The organism is Bradyrhizobium diversitatis, assembly GCF_016031635.1.
GTDB classification, from domain to species: domain Bacteria; phylum Pseudomonadota; class Alphaproteobacteria; order Rhizobiales; family Xanthobacteraceae; genus Bradyrhizobium; species Bradyrhizobium diversitatis.
In genome coordinates, this window is sequence record NZ_JACEGD010000052.1 from 14,148 (window position 1) to 31,654 (window position 17,507).

Sequence of the window (17,507 nt, forward strand, 5' to 3'; positions counted from 1 at the left end):
AGCAAGGAGTAGAGTCACGACGACCGAGCGGCAGCGCCTCGACAAATGGCTGTGGCATGCGCGGGTGGTGAAGGCGCGCACCTCCGCCGCCGAGCTCGTCGTCACCGGCCATGTCCGCATCAACGGCGCGCGCGAGACCTCGCCGGGGCATGCCGTCAAGATCGGCGACGTGCTCACCGTCGCGCTCGATCGCACGGTGCGCGTCCTGAAGGTGACGGGCTTCAACGAACGCCGCGGCGATGCTGCCTCGGCACGGGTGCTCTATGAGGAGCTCGGGACGCGCAATTAATTGCGCCTTGTATTCATTTCTTGGTCGATCAAACGGCGCAAAGCCGTCATGATCGGCCTTCCCGATCTTGCGGCGCCGGGCCATCCGCGCTACGCAAGCCACGACTTTTAAAAGAGCTTTTCGGAGCGTTGGATGACTTACGTCGTCACTGAAAACTGCATCAAGTGCAAGTACACCGACTGCGTCGAGGTCTGCCCGGTCGATTGCTTCTACGAAGGCGACAACATGCTCGTCATCCACCCCGACGAGTGCATCGATTGCGGCGTGTGCGAGCCGGAATGCCCCGCCGACGCCATCAAGCCGGACACGGAACCGGGCCTGGAAAAGTGGCTGCAGGTCAACGCCGACTACGCCAAGAGCTGGCCCAACATCACCCAGAAGAAAGAATCGCCCGCCGACGCCAAGGAATTCGACGGCATGGAAGGCAAGTTCGAGAAATATTTTTCTCCGAACCCGGGCTCGGGGGACTAATTCGCGCCCAAACTTAACCCTAATAGCGGCGCTGCCGCCGAAAACCAGCCCTCAAGACCCCTAAATCATTGATTTTTGCGGGAAATGTGCTATATTGAGCACATTAAGCCGAACCCCGTCAGCCCGTTTGGCCCCTCAGGGTTCCCGTGAAACCAAATGTCGAACAGGGGCGTGGCAGTTTCCGCGCGCAGGCTGTGTCACAGAAAACGCGTAAAAAGAGTACTTCAGCGAGGGCTTCCCATAAGGAGGCCAAAAAAGTCGCCGCGGCCAGCCGTAGCGCATCCAAGGGTCGGACCGCGACGAAGGCGCCGGCTGCAAAGTCCTCGAAGAACAAAAGAAGCGCAATGCCTAACAAGACTGCCAAACCGGCCGCGAAAGCGACCGCTGCCAAGCCTTCTGCCGCCAAGCCTGTGACTGCAAAGCCGGTAACTGCCAAGGCTCCCGCTGCCGCTGCCAAGCCCGCGACGAAGGCTCCTGTTGCTGCTGCGCCTGCCAAGGCTCCCGCCGCCGCAAAGCCGGCTGCCAAGCCCGCTGCTGCGCCGAAGGTCGAGGAAAAGAAGGTCGTGACCCAGCGTCAGGGCTTCAAGGCCAACGAGTTCGTCGTCTATCCCGCTCACGGCGTCGGCCAGATCCTGGCCATCGAGGAGCAGGAGATCGCCGGCGCGAAGCTCGAGCTGTTCGTCATCAACTTCATCAAGGACAAGATGACGCTGCGCGTGCCCACCGCCAAGGTCGCCAATGTCGGGATGCGCAAGCTGTCCGATCCGGCGCTGGTCAAGAAGGCGCTGGAGACGCTCAAGGGCCGCGCCCGCGTCAAGCGCACCATGTGGTCGCGCCGCGCCCAGGAATACGAAGCGAAGATCAATTCGGGCGACATCGTCGCGATCGCGGAAGTCGTGCGCGACCTCTATCGCTCGGAGTCGCAGCCGGAGCAGTCCTACAGCGAACGCCAGCTCTATGAAGCGGCGCTCGACCGTCTCTCCCGCGAGATCGCGGTGGTGCAGCACTCGACCGAGACCGAAGCGGTCAAGGAGATCGAAGCCCAGCTCGCCAAGAGCCCGCGCCGCAACGCCAAGGCGGAAGCCGCCGAGGGCGAAGCCGACGCGGATGCCGAGGGTGAGACGGACGATACCGATGGCGACGACACCACCGTCGCCGACGAGGCGGCGTAAGCCCCGCGTCGAACGCAAGAGATCAAAAGCCCGGCCGTTCGGCCGGGCTTTTTGTTTGGGGACCGTCATCTGGAACGACCGGAGCTTTGCGCAAAGGCATCTCAACAAATTCGATGTCGTCCCGGCGAACGCCGGGACCCATAACCCCAGGGAGAAATTTGACGAAGATTAGTCGTTCGGTACGCCTACCGATCGCAACGATAGATTCCGCGGTATGGGTCCCGGCGTTCGCCGGGACGACGAGAGGAGAGAGTCTTCGTCAAACGACGCGCGACGCTTTCATCACTTCACCGGTCGCTTCTCGAGCTTCCTTGCGAGCGTCCGCCGGTGCATGCCCAGCCGTCGTGCCGCTTCCGAGATGTTGAACTCGGTCTCGATCAGGGTCTGGTGGATGCGCTCCCATTCCAGCGTCTTGATCGAGGTCGGCCGTGCGTCGAGTGCGACCTCGGCGTTCCCTTCGGCCTTGGTGAACGCGGCTTCGATGTCATCGGTGTTCGACGGCTTTGCCAGGTAGTGGCATGCGCCCAGCTTGATCGCTTCGACGGCGGTGGAGATGCTGGCAAAGCCGGTCAGCACCACGATCAGCATGTCCGGATCGTGCGTGTGCAAGAGCTCGACGCAGGCAAGGCCCGAGGCGCCGCCGAGCTTGAGGTCGACCACGGCGTGGCCGAAGGAGCGTTGCTCCAGCACCTGGCGCACCTCCTCGATCGTGGCGGCGAGAACGACCTCGTAGCCGCGGCGCTCGAACGAGCGCTTCAGCGTGCGCGCGAAGCCGGCGTCGTCCTCGACGACGATGAGGGAGCGGTCAGGCGTCAAAATTCCCTCCGATCGCGAGCGTTGCGAGCGGCAACGTCAGACGAACCGTGGCGCCGCGCTTCCTGTGGTTCTCGGCAGTCACGGTGCCCCCCAATTTGCGTACGACGTTCACCACCAGGAATAGGCCGAGCCCGCCGCCGGCGCGCCCCTTGCTCGAGTGGTAGGGCTTGCCGAGCTGCGCCAGCATCTCCGGCGCAAAACCCGGGCCACGGTCACTGATCGACAGCACCAGATTGTCGCCTTCGCGCTCGGCCACGAGCTCGACCCAGTCGCGCGAGACCTCATAGGCATTGTCGAGCACGTTGAAGATCACCTGCTTCAACGCGACGTCGGAGACGATCGCGACGTCCTCGCCGAACGTATTGACGAAGTAGAGCGTGCGGGCCGAGCGCGCGTTGCGCCACTCTTCGACCAGTGCCGTGACGAAGGCCGTCACCGTCGTCGGCGAGGAGCCTTCGCCGCGCGCTTCGCCCGCCGACACCAGGATCCCCGTGACGATTGATTTGCAGCGTTGCAGCGAGGTTTCCATCTCCGCGAGGTCCTCGGCGAGCTCCTGATCGGCGGCGAGATCCGGCATGCGACGCCAGTCGCTGAGGATCACCGAGAGCGAGGCCAGCGGCGTGCCGAGCTCATGTGCCGCGCCGGAGGCGAGCAGGCCCATGCGCACGATGTGGTCCTGCTCGGCGGCATTCTGACGCAGCGCCGCCAGGTGCGCATCGCGCTCACGCAAATTCCTGTTGATGCGGGTGACGAACACCACCAGCAGCACGGCGTTGAGCACGAAGCCGAGCAGCATGCCTGTTACGGTGAGGGTATAGGTCTCGCTCAGCGGATTGGGCGGCAGGTCGAGCGGCCGGTGGGCCAATGTCAGCCAGACGAAGCTCGCGCAGCTCAATGCGACCAGCGACCAGGTCGAGCGGGCATCGAGCAGCACCGCGCCCAGCGTCACCTGGAGCAGGAACAGCGAGGTGAAGGGATTGGTGGCGCCGCCTGAGAGATAGAGCTGCGCGGTCAGCGCGGCGACGTCCAGCATCAGGGCGACCAGGAGCTCGTTATTGGTGATCGCGGCGCGATGGCGCACCCAGACCAGGCTGGACACGTTGAGCAGCACCAGCGCGCCGATGACCGCACCCATCCGCTCCAATGGCAGGGGGATGCCGAGACCAAAATGCACGGCGCCGATGGTCACGATCTGGCCGACCACCGCGGTCCAGCGCAGCTGGATCAACAGCGCCATGTTCTTGCGGTTGGTCTCGTCGTCGGTCGGAGCGGTGCCGATCAGCTCGCTGCGCGCATCGGCCTGCGACTGCAGCGTGACGGCGAGCCCGTCACGCGCAAGCGTCTGGGAAAGCGTTTTCCCGTCGTCAGGTCGGCTCGACGATCGTTCCAGCATCTGATCCCGTCCTGCGGGCGACGGCATCCGAGCCGCCGGCCCTTTCGTGGACGAAGCGCTTGCGGCGGAACAGCCCGCCGCCGAATGTGACGAAGAGTTTACCGGCCAGCATGAAAGCCAGGGCAAACCACGTCAGCGCGTAGATCAGGTGGTTATTGGGAAAGCGGATCACGGTCAATCCGCCGATCGGACCGCCGGCGATTTGTGATCCGGCGTCCGCATCGACGAAGAAGGGCGCGACGTCGTGAAGGCCGCGTGCCTCCGCAATCGCGGCGACGTCGCGTGAGTACCAGCGGTTGTGCTGGGGTGCGTTGTCCCGGAGAAATCCGCCCTTCGGCTCCGTCATGCGGATCAGGCCGGTGATCTCGACCTGGCCGTCGGGATTGCCGCCCCTGCGCGTCGATGCGTCGCGCCGCTCGGACGGCACGAAGCCGCGATTGATCAGCACCAGCGTGCCGTCGCTGCGCTTCAGCGGCGTCAGCACCCAATAGCCCGGGCCTTCCTCGGTGACAGCCTGAACCAGAGTCTCGCGGTCATGCAGGAAGCGGCCGCTGACGTGGACGTGCCTGTATTCGTCGTTCGCGGCGCCGATGGTGGGCCATGACGCGGGCGAGGGAACCGGCTGCGCCGGGGCATGAACGCGCTGCTCGACGCGGTCGATCAGCGCCAGCTTCCAGGCCCGGCGTTCGATCTGCCAAACTCCGAGCGCGACGAGAATTGCAAAGGCGATGAGCAAGAGCGCCGTGAGCCACAAGGAGGGGGCGCGCACAGCCTCGCTGCGCTCTCCCCCTGGCTTGCTCGTCACGGTCCCGGTCTTGCTCACCTCGGAGCCTCGTTCAGTTCATTCCCGACATCTGGTGCATCGGCATCATGTTGCTGTTGAGGTGGCTCATCACCCACAGCGAACCGGACAGCGCGATCACCACCATCACGATGGTGAAGATCAGCGCCATCATGCTCCAGCCGTTCTCGGAGGTCGTGTTCATGTGCAGGAAGTAGATCATGTGCACGACGATCTGCACGACCGCGAAGGCCATGATGACCAGCGCGGTGATCTGCTTGCTCGGAAGCGCCCCGCTCATCACCAGCCAGAACGGGATCGCGGTGAGCACCACCGAGAGCACGAAGCCGAGCAGATAGGTCGAGAACGTGCCGTGGGCGTGGCCGTCGCCATGGTGATGATGGTCCGCGTGGGCGGCGTGGGTATCGGTGTTCATCGCAGAACTCCCAGGAGATAGACGAAGGTGAAGACGCCGATCCAGACCACGTCGAGGAAGTGCCAGAACATCGACAGGCACATCAGGCGGCGGCGGTTGGCCTCGATCAGGCCGAACTTCTGGACCTGCACCATCAGCGTCACGAGCCAGATCAGGCCGCACGAAACGTGCAGGCCGTGGGTGCCGACCAAGGTGAAGAAGGCCGACAGGAAGGCGCTGCGCTGCGGCGTGGCGCCCTCGTGGATCATGTGGGCGAACTCGAAGAGCTCGATGCCGATGAAGGCGAGGCCGAACAGGCCGGTGATCGCCAGCCAGACTTGCGTCTGCGCGACCTCGTTCTGCTGCATCGTCAGCATCGCAAAGCCGTAGGTGATCGACGACAGCAGCAGCATCGACGTGTTCACCGCGACCAGGTTCAGGTCGAACAGGTCCTTCGGGGCGGGGCCGGCGGCATAATTGCCGCCGAGCACGCCGTAGGTGGCGAACAGGATCGCGAAGATGAGACAGTCGCTCATCAGGTAGATCCAGAAGCCGAGCGCGGTGCTCCAGCCTTCCGGATGCGGATGTTCGTCGGCGAGATAGAAGAGCGGCTCGCCGGTTTGTGAGGGATTGACAGCGACAGTCATTTACCTGGCTCCGGCGAGCAGTTTGGTGCGCGAATCCTCCGTCCGGATGATGTCTTCAGCCGGAATGTCGAAGTCGCGGTGATAGTTGAAGGTATGGCCGATCCCGACGGCGAGCATCGCGATGAAGCTCGCGGCCGCCAGCCACCACATGTACCAGATCAGGCCGAAACCCATCGCGGTGGCGAGGCCGGCAAGGATGATGCCGGTGCCGGTGCTGCTGGGCATGTGGATCGGCTTGAACCCGGTGAGCGGACGCTGATAACCGCGCTTCTTCATGTCCCACCACGCGTCATTGTCGTGAACGACCGGGGTGAAGGCGAAGTTGTAGTCCGGCGGGGGCGAGGAGGTCGCCCATTCCAGCGTACGCGCGTCCCAGGGATCGCCGGTGACGTCCTTGAGCTGCTCGCGCTTGAGCAGGCTGACCGCGAACTGCATCAGCATGGAGAGGATGCCGATGAAGATGAAGAGGGCACCGATCGCGGCGATGACGAACCAGATCTGAAGCGAGGGATCTTCGAACACGCGCAGGCGGCGGGTCACGCCCATCAGGCCGAGCACGTAGAGCGGCATGAAGGCGAGATAGAAGCCGGTGACCCAGAACCAGAACGACATCTTGCCCCAGAACGGATCGAGCTTGAAGCCGAACGCCTTCGGGAACCAGTAGTTGATACCTGCGAACGCGCCGAACACCACGCCGCCGATGATCACGTTGTGGAAGTGCGCGATCAGGAACAGGCTGTTGTGCAGGACGAAGTCGGCCGGCGGCACCGCGAGCAGAACGCCGGTCATGCCGCCGATCACGAAGGTCAGCATGAAGGCGATCGTCCACATCATCGGCAGTTCGTAGCGGATGCGGCCGCGATACATCGTGAACAGCCAGTTGAACATCTTCGCGCCCGTCGGGATCGAGATGATCATCGTGGTGATGCCGAAGAACGAATTGACGCTGGCGCCCGAACCCATCGTGAAGAAATGGTGCAGCCACACCAGGTACGACAGGATGGTGATGACGACCGTGGCATAGACCATCGAGGTGTAGCCGAACAGCCGCTTGCCCGAGAAGGTCGAGGTGACCTCGGAGAAGATGCCGAACGCCGGGAGAACCAGGATGTAGACCTCGGGGTGGCCCCAGATCCAGATCAGGTTCACGTACATCATCGGGCTGCCGCCGAAATCGTTCGTGAAGAAGTTGGTGCCGACGTAGCGGTCGAGCGAGAGCAGCGCGAGCACGACGGTCAGGACCGGGAAGGAGGCGACGATCAGGACGTTGGTGCAGAGCGAGGTCCAGGTGAACACCGGCATCTTCATCATCGTCATGCCGGGGCACCGCAGCTTGACGATGGTACAGATCAGGTTGATGCCGGATAGCGTCGTTCCGACGCCGGCGACCTGCAGCGCCCAGATGTAATAGTCGACGCCGACATCGGGACTGTAGCCGATGTTCGAGAGCGGCGGATACGCCAGCCAGCCGGTGCGGGCGAATTCGCCGATGAACAGCGAGGCCATCACCAGCACCGCGCCGCCGACCGTCATCCAGAAGCTGAAATTGTTCAGGAACGGGAACGACACGTCACGTGCGCCGATCTGGAGCGGCACCACATAGTTCATCAGGCCCGTGACCAGCGGCATCGCCACGAAGAAGATCATGATCACGCCGTGGGCGGTGAAGACCTGGTCGTAATGATGGGCGTTGAGATAGCCTTCGGAGCCGCCAAAGGCGAGCATCTGCTGGCCGCGCATCATCAGCGCGTCGGCAAAGCCGCGCAGCAGCATCACGATGCCGAGGATCATGTACATGATGCCGATGCGCTTGTGGTCCACCGTGGTGAACCACTCGCGCCAGAGATAGCCCCAGAGACGGAAATAGGTGAGGCCGCCGAGCAGCGCGACGCCGCCGAGCGCGACCACCACGAAAGTGCCGACGACGATCGGCTCGTGCAGCGGCAGTGACTCGAAGGTGAGCCGGCCGAAGATGAGCTTGAGAAAATCAGGAGACATGCTGGATCTCTACTAGGAGTCTGACTTCGGACGCTGTCCGAGGAAGAAGGACGAGGACTTGAGCGGCGTGAACGACGGCCGCTTCAGGCCGGCGCCGATGAGCGGCATGGTGTCGGTCGGGGCCGCGATCGAGGCGGTGGTCTTGCCCTGCGGCGCATCCGGCGTGCAGGTGCCGGCGACGAAGCTCGGCTCCGGCCCAAGCGCGGTGCCGCGGCGGGCGTATTTGTCGTAGGCCAGCGGCAGCGTGTTGTTCAGGCCCTGATGGCCGGCGCCGCCCTTGGCGTCGATCGCCATCATCTCGCTCTGGCACATCTTGCCGGTCTCGACGCACATATTGAGGATCAGGCGGTAGAGATCGGCATCGACGGTGCCCCAGCGCCGCACCGGCTCGTTCTGGCTGGGCTTTTCGAGCTGGAGATATTCGGCGCGGCCGAGCGAGCCGCCGGCCGACTTGGCGCTGGCGATCCAGGCGTCAAAGCCCTTGTCGTCGAGGCCCTGGAAGTTGAAGTGCATGCCGGAGAAGCCGGCGCCGCTGTAATTCGCCGAGAACCCCTTGTAGGTGCCGGGGTGGTTGACGACGGCGTGGAGCTTGGTCTCCATGCCCGGCATTGCGTAGATCTGGCCGGCGAGCGCGGGGATGTAGAACGAGTTCATCACCGAGGAGGCGGTGATGCGGAAGTTGATCGGACGATCGATGGGCGCGGCCAACTCGTTGACGGTCGCAATGCCGTAGCCCGGATAGATGAAGAGCCACTTCCAGTCGAGCGCGACGACATCGACCTCGAGCGGGGCCTTGGACTGGTCCACGGCGCGGTCGGCATGAATGCGGCCGAGCGTGCGGTACGGATCGAGCAGATGCGTGCCCATCCAGGTCAGCGCGCCCAGGCAGACGATGATCAGCAGCGGCGCCGACCAGATCACCAGCTCAAGCTTGGTCGAGTGGTCCCATTCCGGCTCGTAGCGAGCGGCCGTGTTGGACTGGCGGTAGCGCCAGGCGAACAGCGCCGTCAGCGCCATCACGGGGAGGACGATCAGGAGCATCAGGACGGTGGAGATGATGACGAGGTCGCGCTGCTGGGCAGCGATGTCGCCGGCTGGCGCCAGCACGACGTAGTTGCAGCCGCTGAGCGCAACTGCCAGGGGTAGTAGCGCCAGGATCTTGAGACGAGACACGGGCCGAGCCTTTGAGAATGAGTTTCCTTTGCGGGGGCAACGGGTAGCTGCGATGCAACAATCCGGACATTGGACAATTTGTCCAATGTTGCAGTGCGGAATGTTGGGACAGACAGAACCGGATTGCCTGGCCTTCAGCCGGGCGGTCGGCTTTGGTTTTCAGGACGTTAAGGGCGCACGAATGGCGACGGCACAGACCCCCGCAATGGCAGACCTCCACACGGGCGAGCATGGCCACGACCAGGCCAGTCCAGGCGAGATCGCTATCGGCGTCATCATCGGCCGCACCTCGGAATTCTTCGACTTCTTCGTCTTCGCGATCGCCTCGGTGATCGTGTTCCCGCGCCTGGTGTTTCCGTTCGCGAGCGAACTGACCGGCACGCTTTATTCGTTCATGATCTTCGCGCTGGCCTTCATGGCCCGGCCGATCGGCACCGTCATTTTCATGACGATCGACCGGGAATACGGCAAGACGGCCAAGCTGATCTCGGCGCTGTTCCTGCTCGGCACCGCCACCGTCGCGCTCGCGTTCCTGCCCGGCTATCACGAGATCGGCGTTGCCGCGATCTGGCTGCTGGCGCTGGCGCGCATCGCGCAGGGTCTGGCCTGGGGCGGCGCCTGGGACGGCATGGCTTCGCTGCTGGCGCTGAATGCACCGGCTTCCCAGCGCGGCTGGTACGCGATGGTGCCGCAGCTCGGCGCACCGCTGGGCCTGATCGTGGCGAGCGCGCTGTTCGCCTATTTCGCCGGCCTCCTCTCGGCCGATGATTTCTTCGACTGGGGCTGGCGCTACCCGTTCTTCGTCGCCTTCGCCATCAACGTCGTGGCGCTGTTCGCGCGCCTGCGCATGGTGACGACGGAAGAATACGCCTCGCTGTTCGAGAGCCGCGAATTGCAGCCCTCGCGCATCTCCGAGACGGTCGCGCGCGAAGGCCAGAACATCATGCTCGGGGCCTTCGCGCCGCTGGCGAGCTTTGCGCTGTTCCACATGGTCACGGTGTTTCCGCTGTCCTGGGTGTTCCTGTTCACCCGCGAGAGCCCGGTGCGCTTCCTGATCATCGAGATCGTCGCCGCCATGTTCGGTGTCGCCGCGATCGTGATCTCCGGGATCATCGCCGACCGCGTCGGCCGCAAATCGCTGCTGATGGGATCGGCGATCGCGATCGCGATCTATAGCGGCTTTGCCCCGCAGCTGCTCGATGCCGGCGCGTTCGGAGAGACCATCTACATGGTGATCGGCTTCATCCTGCTCGGCCTCTCCTTTGGCCAGTCCTCCGGTGCAATCGCCTCGAACTTCCGGCAGACGTACCGCTACACGGCTTCGGCATTGACCTCCGACATGGCCTGGCTGTTCGGCGCCGGCTTTGCCCCGCTGGTGGCGCTGCTGCTCGCCACCAATCTCGGCGTCATCGCTTCGGGTGCGTATCTGCTCTCGGGCGCGTTCTGGACCCTGCTCGCGCTCTGGCTCAGCGGCCAGCGTGAGGCCGGCGACATGGACGCGGGGCGCTGATTGGCGCGCAGACGGCTCCTCCTACTCAAGTCGTCGTCCCGGACAAGCGCAGCTCCAGACAACGCGCAGCGTTGTCTGGAGCGGAGCGCCGATCCGGGACCCATAATCCCGGCGAGGGGTTATGGAGCTGGTTGAGCACTCCGAAGTCTTCGCCAAATCAAATCCCGTGGCCATGGGTCCCGGATCTGCGCTGACGCTTGTCCGGGACGACAGCGGAATGTGTTGCTCCAGATCCCGGGTTCGCGCCAAGCGCGCCCCGGGATGACGTGCGCTTAGCGCACGTCAATCCGCCACGATCTTCACGCGATCGCGCACCTTCACCTGGGCGGTGCGATCGAGGCCGTTCAGCACGCGGAAGCGCTCGGTGGGATGATCGACGCCGGCCATGCGGTGGGAGAGCGATTCCACGGTATCGCCGGGCTGCACGGTGATGACCTTGATGCGCAGCGGGCGCGCAGCCTGGATCTCTTCGAGTGTCAGGCGACGGAACGAGTTGACAGTCTCGCGCGCGTTGCGATCGCTCTCGGTCGACCTCTGCCGTGTCGCGAAGATGAAGCGGTAGACGTCGCTGCCGAAGCGCAGCGCATAGACCTTGAACTGCCACTGATCGCCCTTGGCGGTCGCGAACGCTGCCGGAAACCCGTTAATCGTGATATCCTCGGTCGACGCCTTCTCGACGCCTTCCATCCAGCCCGAATTCAGGTAGTCGCCGAGCGACTGTTCGGCCGGCACGCGCACCACGTCGAAGCGCATCGCCTGCGCGCCGCCCTCGCGCACGCCGATCACGGCCTGCGCGGTGTTGTCGAGCGTGAAATTGTCCGGCGCCTGGAAGGTGAAGCCGAGCTTCGGATGCAGGAAACGCCGGCCGCGGACGAAGCCTTCGCTGGGATCTTCGCCATAGACGAGGTTATCGATCGCGGCGAGATAGCTTTCGCGGTCGCGCTCGGCGCCCTCCGGCGCCGTGTATTGCCGCGCGATATTCTGCGCGTTCTGCACGCGTTCCGGAGTTGCCGGATGCGACGAGGTGAAATCCTGCGCGCGCGGATCGAGCGAGCTCTTGCCGGCCTTCAGCTCGGCATTGCGCTCCATCGCCGAGAGGAAGCGCGCCGCGCCATAGGGATCGAAATGTGCCTTGGCGGAAATGCCGACCCCGATGCCGTCGGCCTCGATCTCCTGCTTGCGCGAGAAACTCGCCATGGTGAGCTTGGTCTTGGCCAGCGCCAGCGCGGTGAGATCCGGATCGTTGCTCATGTCGGTGACGACGCGGGTGACGATCGCGGCCTGGCGGGCCTGGTCCTCGCGCATCGCGGCGTGCTTGGACAGCACATGCGCCATCTCGTGGCTGAGCACGGAAGACAATTCGGAGGTGTCGCTGGCGAGCGCGAGCAGGCCGCGCGTGACATAGAGCTGGCCGTTCGGCAGTGCGAACGCGTTCACCGCGCCGGAATTGAGGATGGTGACCTTGTAGCCCTGATCGGGGCGGTCGGAAGCCGCGACCAGCCGGTCGACGGTCTTGCTGACCAGCGCCTCGAGCTTGGGATCGTCATAGGTGCCGCCATAGCTCGCCAGGATGCGCTCGTGCTCCTTCTCGGTGGCGGGGGTTTGAGCCACGGCGGGCTTCGGCTTCGGCAGCACGACGGTCGCCGGGGCCGCTGCGGTCTGGAACCGGCCCATATCGCCACAACCGGCGAGAGCAGCCGTGCCCAGAACAAGGCACAGCGCGGCCGGCGCCGCCCGCAGGCGGCGGCGTTCAACCCGTACGTGCCGTTCTAGCACCCCATCCACGTCGCTTAACCCGTGCCTGGCCTGACCTTAAGGCCTTACCCCTGTCGGCTCGTTTGCGCCCAGCAACTCGACCTGCCCCACGAGGCGCACATCGATGCGCGGCCCCGTACTCCCCTCAACCCAGCCCCGAACCCGAATACGCTTATTCTCCAGGGACTTAAGGCTGATACCGGCGCCTTCGAACGCCGACAGCGTGCGCTTTGAAATAGTCACGGCAAAGCCACGTGTCCAGTTCCGTCCGAAGTTGAGGTAGGTCGTTGCCCCAGCTTGCCGGACCGACAGGACTTTGCCTTCGACCACCGTAAAACGCCCGATCTCCGCCAAAATATCGTCCGGACTTTCCGCGTTTTTTATGGCCGACGGGTCAGCCCAGCTGCCAATTTTTTGGCGCCGTGCCGCGGCTTCTGACGCCATCAGGGAGGCCGCGCAGTCCTTGTCCGCGATCTCGGCCGAGACCATGGCGTCGCCCCGGGCGAGCAGCGTCGCCTGCACCGGGGTGTCGCTTCCGCCGACGAAGACCAGCGCGCCCTGGCGGCCATAGCGATCGGGCGTGTCGTCAGCGCTTCGCAGCGTCACGTCGCGGCCGGAGAGCAGCGAGGCCAGCGCCTGCTTCGTCGCCGCTGTCGGCTCGATCCCGCTAAGGCGAATATCGCGGCCGTCGTCGAGACGCACGCTGCGCGCATCGACGATCGCGGCAACGCGGCCTTCGTCCTGGGATTCGAACTGGCACGGATTGGCGAGCGCGGTGCTTCTCGCGACGAGAAGACATGTGACGATGAGATGAAGCAGTCGCGTCACGTGACCCGGAGAGGTTGCGTTGCAGGCGGATCATAACTCAAGCGCCGTGGGCCACGAAGAGTCTTCCTCGCAGTGACGGCGCGGAGGCTCCGCATCTCACCATTCCGCTTTGCGGAAAACGCGCGCGGCAATCGTGTGCTCTCAACACCCGCATGCGTGCTGCGCTGTTGCGCATGCGGCAGGATTGCGGCAATAGCGAGAGCGAACAGCTATAGCCAAGAGCTATAGCCAAGAGCAATAACCAAGCCGCCATCAGAGTACGGCGCGATAAAGGGAGATCGTTTTCGATGAAGAGACTCTTGCCCAGCATTTTTGCCGCCGCTTTTGCATTGAGTGCAAGCGCGGCGCAGGCTCAGGACAAGCCGCCGCTGAAGATCGGCGGCATCCTCGACATGTCGAGCCTGTATGCCGACATCACCGGTCCCGGCAGCGAAACTGCGGCCAAAATGGCCGTCGAGGATTTTGGAGGCGAGGTGCTGGGGCGCAAGATCCAGGTGCTGGCGGCCGACCATCTCAACAAGGCGGATCTCTCCGCCAACATCGCCCGCGACATGCTCGACAACCAGGGCGTCGAGATGATCTACGACGTCGCGGCCTCCGCGACCGCGCTTGCCGCCGGCGAGATCGCGAAAGCGCGCAACAAGATCATCATGTTCAACGGCCCGGGCTCGATCCGCCTCACCAACGAGGCCTGCGGTCCCTACACCGTGCACTACGTGTTCGACACCTACGGCCAGGCCAACGTGACCGGCCTTGCGGCTGTGAAGTCGGGTCTCGACACCTGGTTCTTCCTCACCGCCGATTACGCCTTCGGCCAGGACCTGGAGAAGGACACCGGCAGCGTCGTGACCAAGACCGGCGGCAAGGTGCTCGGCAGCGTGCGCCATCCGCTCAACACGTCGGATTTCTCCTCGTTCCTGCTGCAGGCCCAGGCTTCCAAAGCCAAAGTCATCGGGCTCGCCAATGCCGGCGGCGACACCGTCAACGCGATCAAGCAGGCGGCCGAGTTCGGCATCACCAAGGGCGGACAGAAGGTCTCGCCGCTGCTCGCCTTCGTCTCCGATATCGATTCGATCGGGCTCGAGACCGCGCAGGGCCTGTTGCTGGCCGAGGCGTTCTACTGGGACCTCAACGACGACACGCGCGCCTTCTCGAAGCGCTTCATGGAGCGCACCAAGCGGGTGCCGACCTCGGCGCAGGCCGGTGTCTATTCCTCCGTCACACACTACCTGAAGGCCGTGAAGGCGGCCGGCACGACTGACGCCGCGGCGGTGATGAAGGTGATGAAGGAAACGCCGATCAACGACTTCTTCGCCAAGAATGGCAAGATCCGCGAGGACGGCCGCATGATCCACGACATGTATCTGTTCGAGGTGAAGAAGCCGTCGGAGTCCAAGGGCCGCTGGGACGACTACAAGCTGCTCGCCACCGTCCCCGGCAACGAGGCGTTCCAGTCACTGGAGCAGTCGCGCTGCCCGCTGGTGAAGAAGTGACGGCGTGAGTCGTCGTGACGACGAGCGCGCCTCAACAATGGGTCGTCATCCCGGGGCTCGCGTAGCGAGAACCCGGGATCCATCGGGCGGCATCGACGGTTGAGAAATGGATTCCGGGCTCGCGACTTCGTCGCGCCCCGGAATGACGGAGCCGAATAACAACAAGGGAGACGCCGCATGAGCAACGACATGGTCCTGCAGAAGCTCGAAGGTGGGCTGCTCACCATCACCATGAACCGTCCCGAGCGGAAGAACGCGCTCAACCCCGAGATGGTCGCCGGGCTGGTCGAAGCGGCGCGGCGCGCGGCTGATGATCCGGAGGTGCGGGCGGTGCTGTTCAAGGGCGCCGGCGGCTCCTTCTGCGTCGGCGGCGACGTCAAGTCGATGGCAGCAGGGCGCGCGCCGCTGCCGTTCGAGCAGAAGCTCGCAAACCTCCGCCGCGGCATGGAGGTCTCGCGCATCCTGCATCAGATGCCGAAGCCCGTGGTGGCCCAGCTCGATGGCGCGGCGGCCGGCGCCGGCCTGTCGATGGCGCTGTCCTGCGACCTGCGGATTGCCTCCGAATCCTGCAAGATCACGACTGCTTTTGCGAAGGTCGGCTTCTCCGGTGACTACGGCGGCACCTATTTTCTCACCCAGCTGCTCGGCAGCGCGCGGGCACGCGAGCTCTATCTGATGTCGCCGGTGCTCACCGCGAAGGAGGCACATGCGATCGGTATGGTGACGAAGGTCGTGCCCGACGCCGAGATCGATGCCGCCGCGCACGAGCTCGCGCTGTCGCTGGCGCAGGGCCCGTCAATCGCGCTCGGCTTCATCAAGCGCAACATCAACAATGCCGAGCATCTGGCGCTGGAGGATTGCTTCGACGGCGAGGCGATCCATCACACCCGTTGCGGCGACACCGAGGACCACAAGGAGGCCGCTAAGGCCTTCGTCGAGAAGCGCAAGCCGACCTTCAAGGGCGCATGACGATGGCGCCCTATGTCCGGCTGCGGCAGATCTGCCTGGTCGCGCCGCAGCTCGAGCCCGTCATCACGGATATCGGTCGGATCATGGGCCTCGCCGTCTGCTACCGCGACGGTAATGTCGCCAAGTACGGTCTGGAGAACGCGCTGCTCCCGGTCGACACGATTCTGCTGGAGGTGGTTGCGCCGTTCAAGGAGGGCACTACGGCCGGCCGCTTCATCGAGAAGACCGGCGGCCGCGGCGGCTACATGGCGATCTTCTGCTGCAACGATCCGGACGAGCGCGGCCGCAACGCCAACGCGCTCGGCGTGCGCACCGCCAACGTCATCGACCATGCGCCCTATCACGGCGTGCAGCTTCACCCCCGCGACTGCCGCGCCGCCTTCATCGAGTTCAACCACACCGAAGGCAGCGACGACATTCTTGGCGCCTACCCGCCGGCGGGACCCGACTGGCAAAAATTCATCCGCAAGGATGTGAGCAGGCGCTGACGGCGGTGGAGATGCAGAGCCCGGACCCGCAAGGGCTGGCGGAGCATTGGGGCAAGATCATCGGGATTGCGCCGAATGATGAGGCTGAACTGAAGCTGCCCAATGCGACCTTCCGCTTCGTCAAGGGCGCCAGCGAGATCATGAGCGCGCTGGAGTTTCGTGTGACCGACGTGGCGCAGGTGCTGCATACCGCCAAGGCAAAGGGGCTCGCGGTCGGGGGCAACGAGTTTCTGCTCAGCGGGGTGACGTTTCGGCTTGGGGCTTGAGCGGTTGCCACACACCCCGGCGTCGTCCCGGACAAGCGAAGCGCAGATCCGGGACCCATAGCCACGGGGAGAGGTTATGACGGGATGAAAATTCCGAGTCTTCGCCAAACTCCTCCCTGTGGTTATGGGTCCCTGCTTTCGCAGGGACGACAGGGGAAGTTGTGGCGATGTCAAAGTGATACGGCGAACGCCGCCGCAATCACCGCCCTTTGAAATTCGCGACCCGCCGCTCTTCCGTCGCCTTCACGCCTTCCTTGAAGTCTTCCGTCGCCCGCAACCTGGTCTGCTCGGCGAGCTCGTGATTGGTCGCGGCCATGACGCGGTCGGCGAGGCCGGCGCGCATCGTGGCGCGGGTGGAGAGCAGGCCGAGCGGGGAGCATTCGGCGATCTCGCCGGCGAGCTTCATCGCGGCCGATTTCACCTGGTCCTGCGGCACCAGCTCGTTGGCGAGGCCCCATTTGTAGGCCTCCTCGCCGGTGACGCGGCGGCTGGTGTAGAACATCAGTTCGGCGTTGTTCTTGCCGATCAGCTCCGGCAGCGTCACGGTCAGGCCGAAGCCGGGATGGAAGCCGAGCTTGGTGAAGTTCGCGGAGAAGCGCGCCTCGGGGCAGGTGACGCGGAAATCGGCGGAGACCGCGAGCCCGAGTCCGCCGCCGATGGCCGCGCCCTGAACGGCGGCAACGATTGGCTTCTTGGCGCGGAAGATGCGCACCGCCTGGATGTAGAGATGGTTGATTGGGCCAAGGCTGTCGGCGGGGTCGCCTTTCTTGTTAGCCTCGCGCGCCTCCTGTTCCTGCCGGGCCGGATCGCCGAAATTCGCGCCGGCGCAGAACGCCTTGCCCTGCGCGGAAAGAACGGAAGCACGGATCTCGATGTCGCGGTCGAACTCCTCGAGCGCATCCGCGATCTGGTTGATCAGCGAGATGTCGAAGAAGTTGAGCGGCGGCCGGCGGATCTCGATGTTGCCGACATGCCCGACCTTCTCGACGCCGATATCTTTATAGGTGCTCATGATGATCCTCGATTGAATTAGCGCAAGCCAG

At 64.3% G+C, this 17,507-nt stretch carries 15 protein-coding genes and 2 pseudogenes; 7 read left to right on the plus strand and 10 right to left on the minus strand.

Features of this window, described 5'->3' with window-relative positions; genetic code table 11:
* Positions 1–25: 25 nt before the first annotated feature.
* The 3 genes and pseudogenes from H1B27_RS35855 to H1B27_RS35865 form a co-directional block, all read left to right on the plus strand.
* A pseudogene (locus H1B27_RS35855) lies at positions 26–289 on the plus strand (RNA-binding S4 domain-containing protein); the annotation flags it as partial.
* A 132-nt stretch (positions 290–421) separates the two neighbouring features.
* Positions 422–760, plus strand: a complete 339-nt coding sequence (fdxA, locus tag H1B27_RS35860) for a ferredoxin FdxA (protein WP_018643465.1) — start codon at positions 422–424, stop codon at positions 758–760.
* A 344-nt stretch (positions 761–1,104) separates the two neighbouring features.
* Positions 1,105–1,932 (plus strand): CarD family transcriptional regulator, encoded by an 828-nt coding sequence (locus H1B27_RS35865; RefSeq protein WP_197969285.1) that lies wholly within the window; start codon positions 1,105–1,107, stop codon positions 1,930–1,932.
* A gap of 282 nt (positions 1,933–2,214) precedes the next feature.
* Here H1B27_RS35865 and H1B27_RS35870 read toward each other — a convergent pair whose 3' ends face one another.
* Genes H1B27_RS35870 through cyoA form a run of 7 tightly spaced genes read right to left on the minus strand, consistent with a single transcriptional unit; the run spans position 2,215 to position 9,155 of the window.
* A complete protein-coding gene (locus tag H1B27_RS35870) occupies positions 2,215–2,748 on the minus strand; it encodes a response regulator transcription factor (protein WP_061882604.1) in 534 nt (177 codons plus the stop codon).
* Positions 2,738–4,141, minus strand: coding sequence for an ATP-binding protein (locus H1B27_RS35875; protein WP_197969286.1), 1,404 nt, complete (start codon positions 4,139–4,141; stop codon positions 2,738–2,740). Before H1B27_RS35875 ends, H1B27_RS35870 begins: the two co-directional genes overlap by 11 nt.
* Entirely contained in the window at positions 4,113–4,964 is an 852-nt protein-coding gene (locus tag H1B27_RS35880) for an SURF1 family protein (protein WP_197969287.1), read from the minus strand. The genes H1B27_RS35875 and H1B27_RS35880 overlap by 29 nt, the downstream gene beginning before the upstream one ends.
* Positions 4,965–4,977: 13 nt before the next feature.
* Positions 4,978–5,358 (minus strand): cytochrome o ubiquinol oxidase subunit IV, encoded by a 381-nt coding sequence (gene cyoD / locus H1B27_RS35885; RefSeq protein WP_061882601.1) that lies wholly within the window; start codon positions 5,356–5,358, stop codon positions 4,978–4,980.
* The gene (cyoC, locus tag H1B27_RS35890; protein ID WP_197969288.1) at positions 5,355–5,984 is read right to left on the minus strand and encodes a cytochrome o ubiquinol oxidase subunit III; all 630 of its coding nucleotides are present in this window, start codon (positions 5,982–5,984) and stop codon (positions 5,355–5,357) included. Before cyoC ends, cyoD begins: the two co-directional genes overlap by 4 nt.
* Positions 5,985–7,982 carry a cytochrome o ubiquinol oxidase subunit I gene (gene cyoB, locus H1B27_RS35895; RefSeq protein ID WP_197969289.1) on the minus strand — a complete coding sequence of 666 codons (1,998 nt, stop codon included), beginning with the start codon at positions 7,980–7,982 and terminating at the stop codon, positions 5,985–5,987.
* A gap of 12 nt (positions 7,983–7,994) precedes the next feature.
* Positions 7,995–9,155, minus strand: coding sequence for a ubiquinol oxidase subunit II (cyoA, locus tag H1B27_RS35900; RefSeq protein ID WP_197969290.1), 1,161 nt, complete (start codon positions 9,153–9,155; stop codon positions 7,995–7,997).
* 181 nt (positions 9,156–9,336) lie between these two features.
* Here cyoA and H1B27_RS35905 point away from each other — a divergent pair, with 181 nt between their 5' ends.
* The gene (locus H1B27_RS35905) at positions 9,337–10,665 is read left to right on the plus strand and encodes an MFS transporter (protein WP_061882597.1); all 1,329 of its coding nucleotides are present in this window, start codon (positions 9,337–9,339) and stop codon (positions 10,663–10,665) included.
* A gap of 282 nt (positions 10,666–10,947) precedes the next feature.
* On the opposite strand, the gene H1B27_RS35910 is transcribed toward H1B27_RS35905, so the two are convergent.
* Together H1B27_RS35910 and H1B27_RS35915 are read right to left on the minus strand one after the other, a co-directional pair.
* Entirely contained in the window at positions 10,948–12,441 is a 1,494-nt protein-coding gene (locus H1B27_RS35910; protein ID WP_197969291.1) for a M48 family metalloprotease, read from the minus strand.
* Between the two features lie 36 nt (positions 12,442–12,477).
* Complete coding sequence (locus H1B27_RS35915; RefSeq protein WP_376709021.1) at positions 12,478–13,248, minus strand: thermonuclease family protein; 771 nt, start codon at positions 13,246–13,248, stop codon at positions 12,478–12,480.
* 287 nt (positions 13,249–13,535) lie between these two features.
* Between H1B27_RS35915 and H1B27_RS35920 the strand changes: the two genes are divergently transcribed.
* From H1B27_RS35920 to H1B27_RS35930, 3 genes and pseudogenes are all read left to right on the plus strand, one after another.
* On the plus strand, positions 13,536–14,741 hold the full coding sequence (locus H1B27_RS35920) for an ABC transporter substrate-binding protein (protein WP_197969292.1): 1,206 nt from the start codon (positions 13,536–13,538) through the stop codon (positions 14,739–14,741).
* 177 nt (positions 14,742–14,918) lie between these two features.
* Complete coding sequence (locus H1B27_RS35925) at positions 14,919–15,710, plus strand: enoyl-CoA hydratase (RefSeq protein ID WP_197969293.1); 792 nt, start codon at positions 14,919–14,921, stop codon at positions 15,708–15,710.
* A 2-nt stretch (positions 15,711–15,712) separates the two neighbouring features.
* A pseudogene (locus H1B27_RS35930) lies at positions 15,713–16,464 on the plus strand (VOC family protein).
* A 199-nt stretch (positions 16,465–16,663) separates the two neighbouring features.
* On the opposite strand, the gene H1B27_RS35935 reads toward H1B27_RS35930, so the two are convergent.
* Positions 16,664–17,476 carry an enoyl-CoA hydratase/isomerase family protein gene (locus H1B27_RS35935; protein WP_197969294.1) on the minus strand — a complete coding sequence of 271 codons (813 nt, stop codon included), beginning with the start codon at positions 17,474–17,476 and terminating at the stop codon, positions 16,664–16,666.
* Positions 17,477–17,507: the final 31 nt, after the last annotated feature.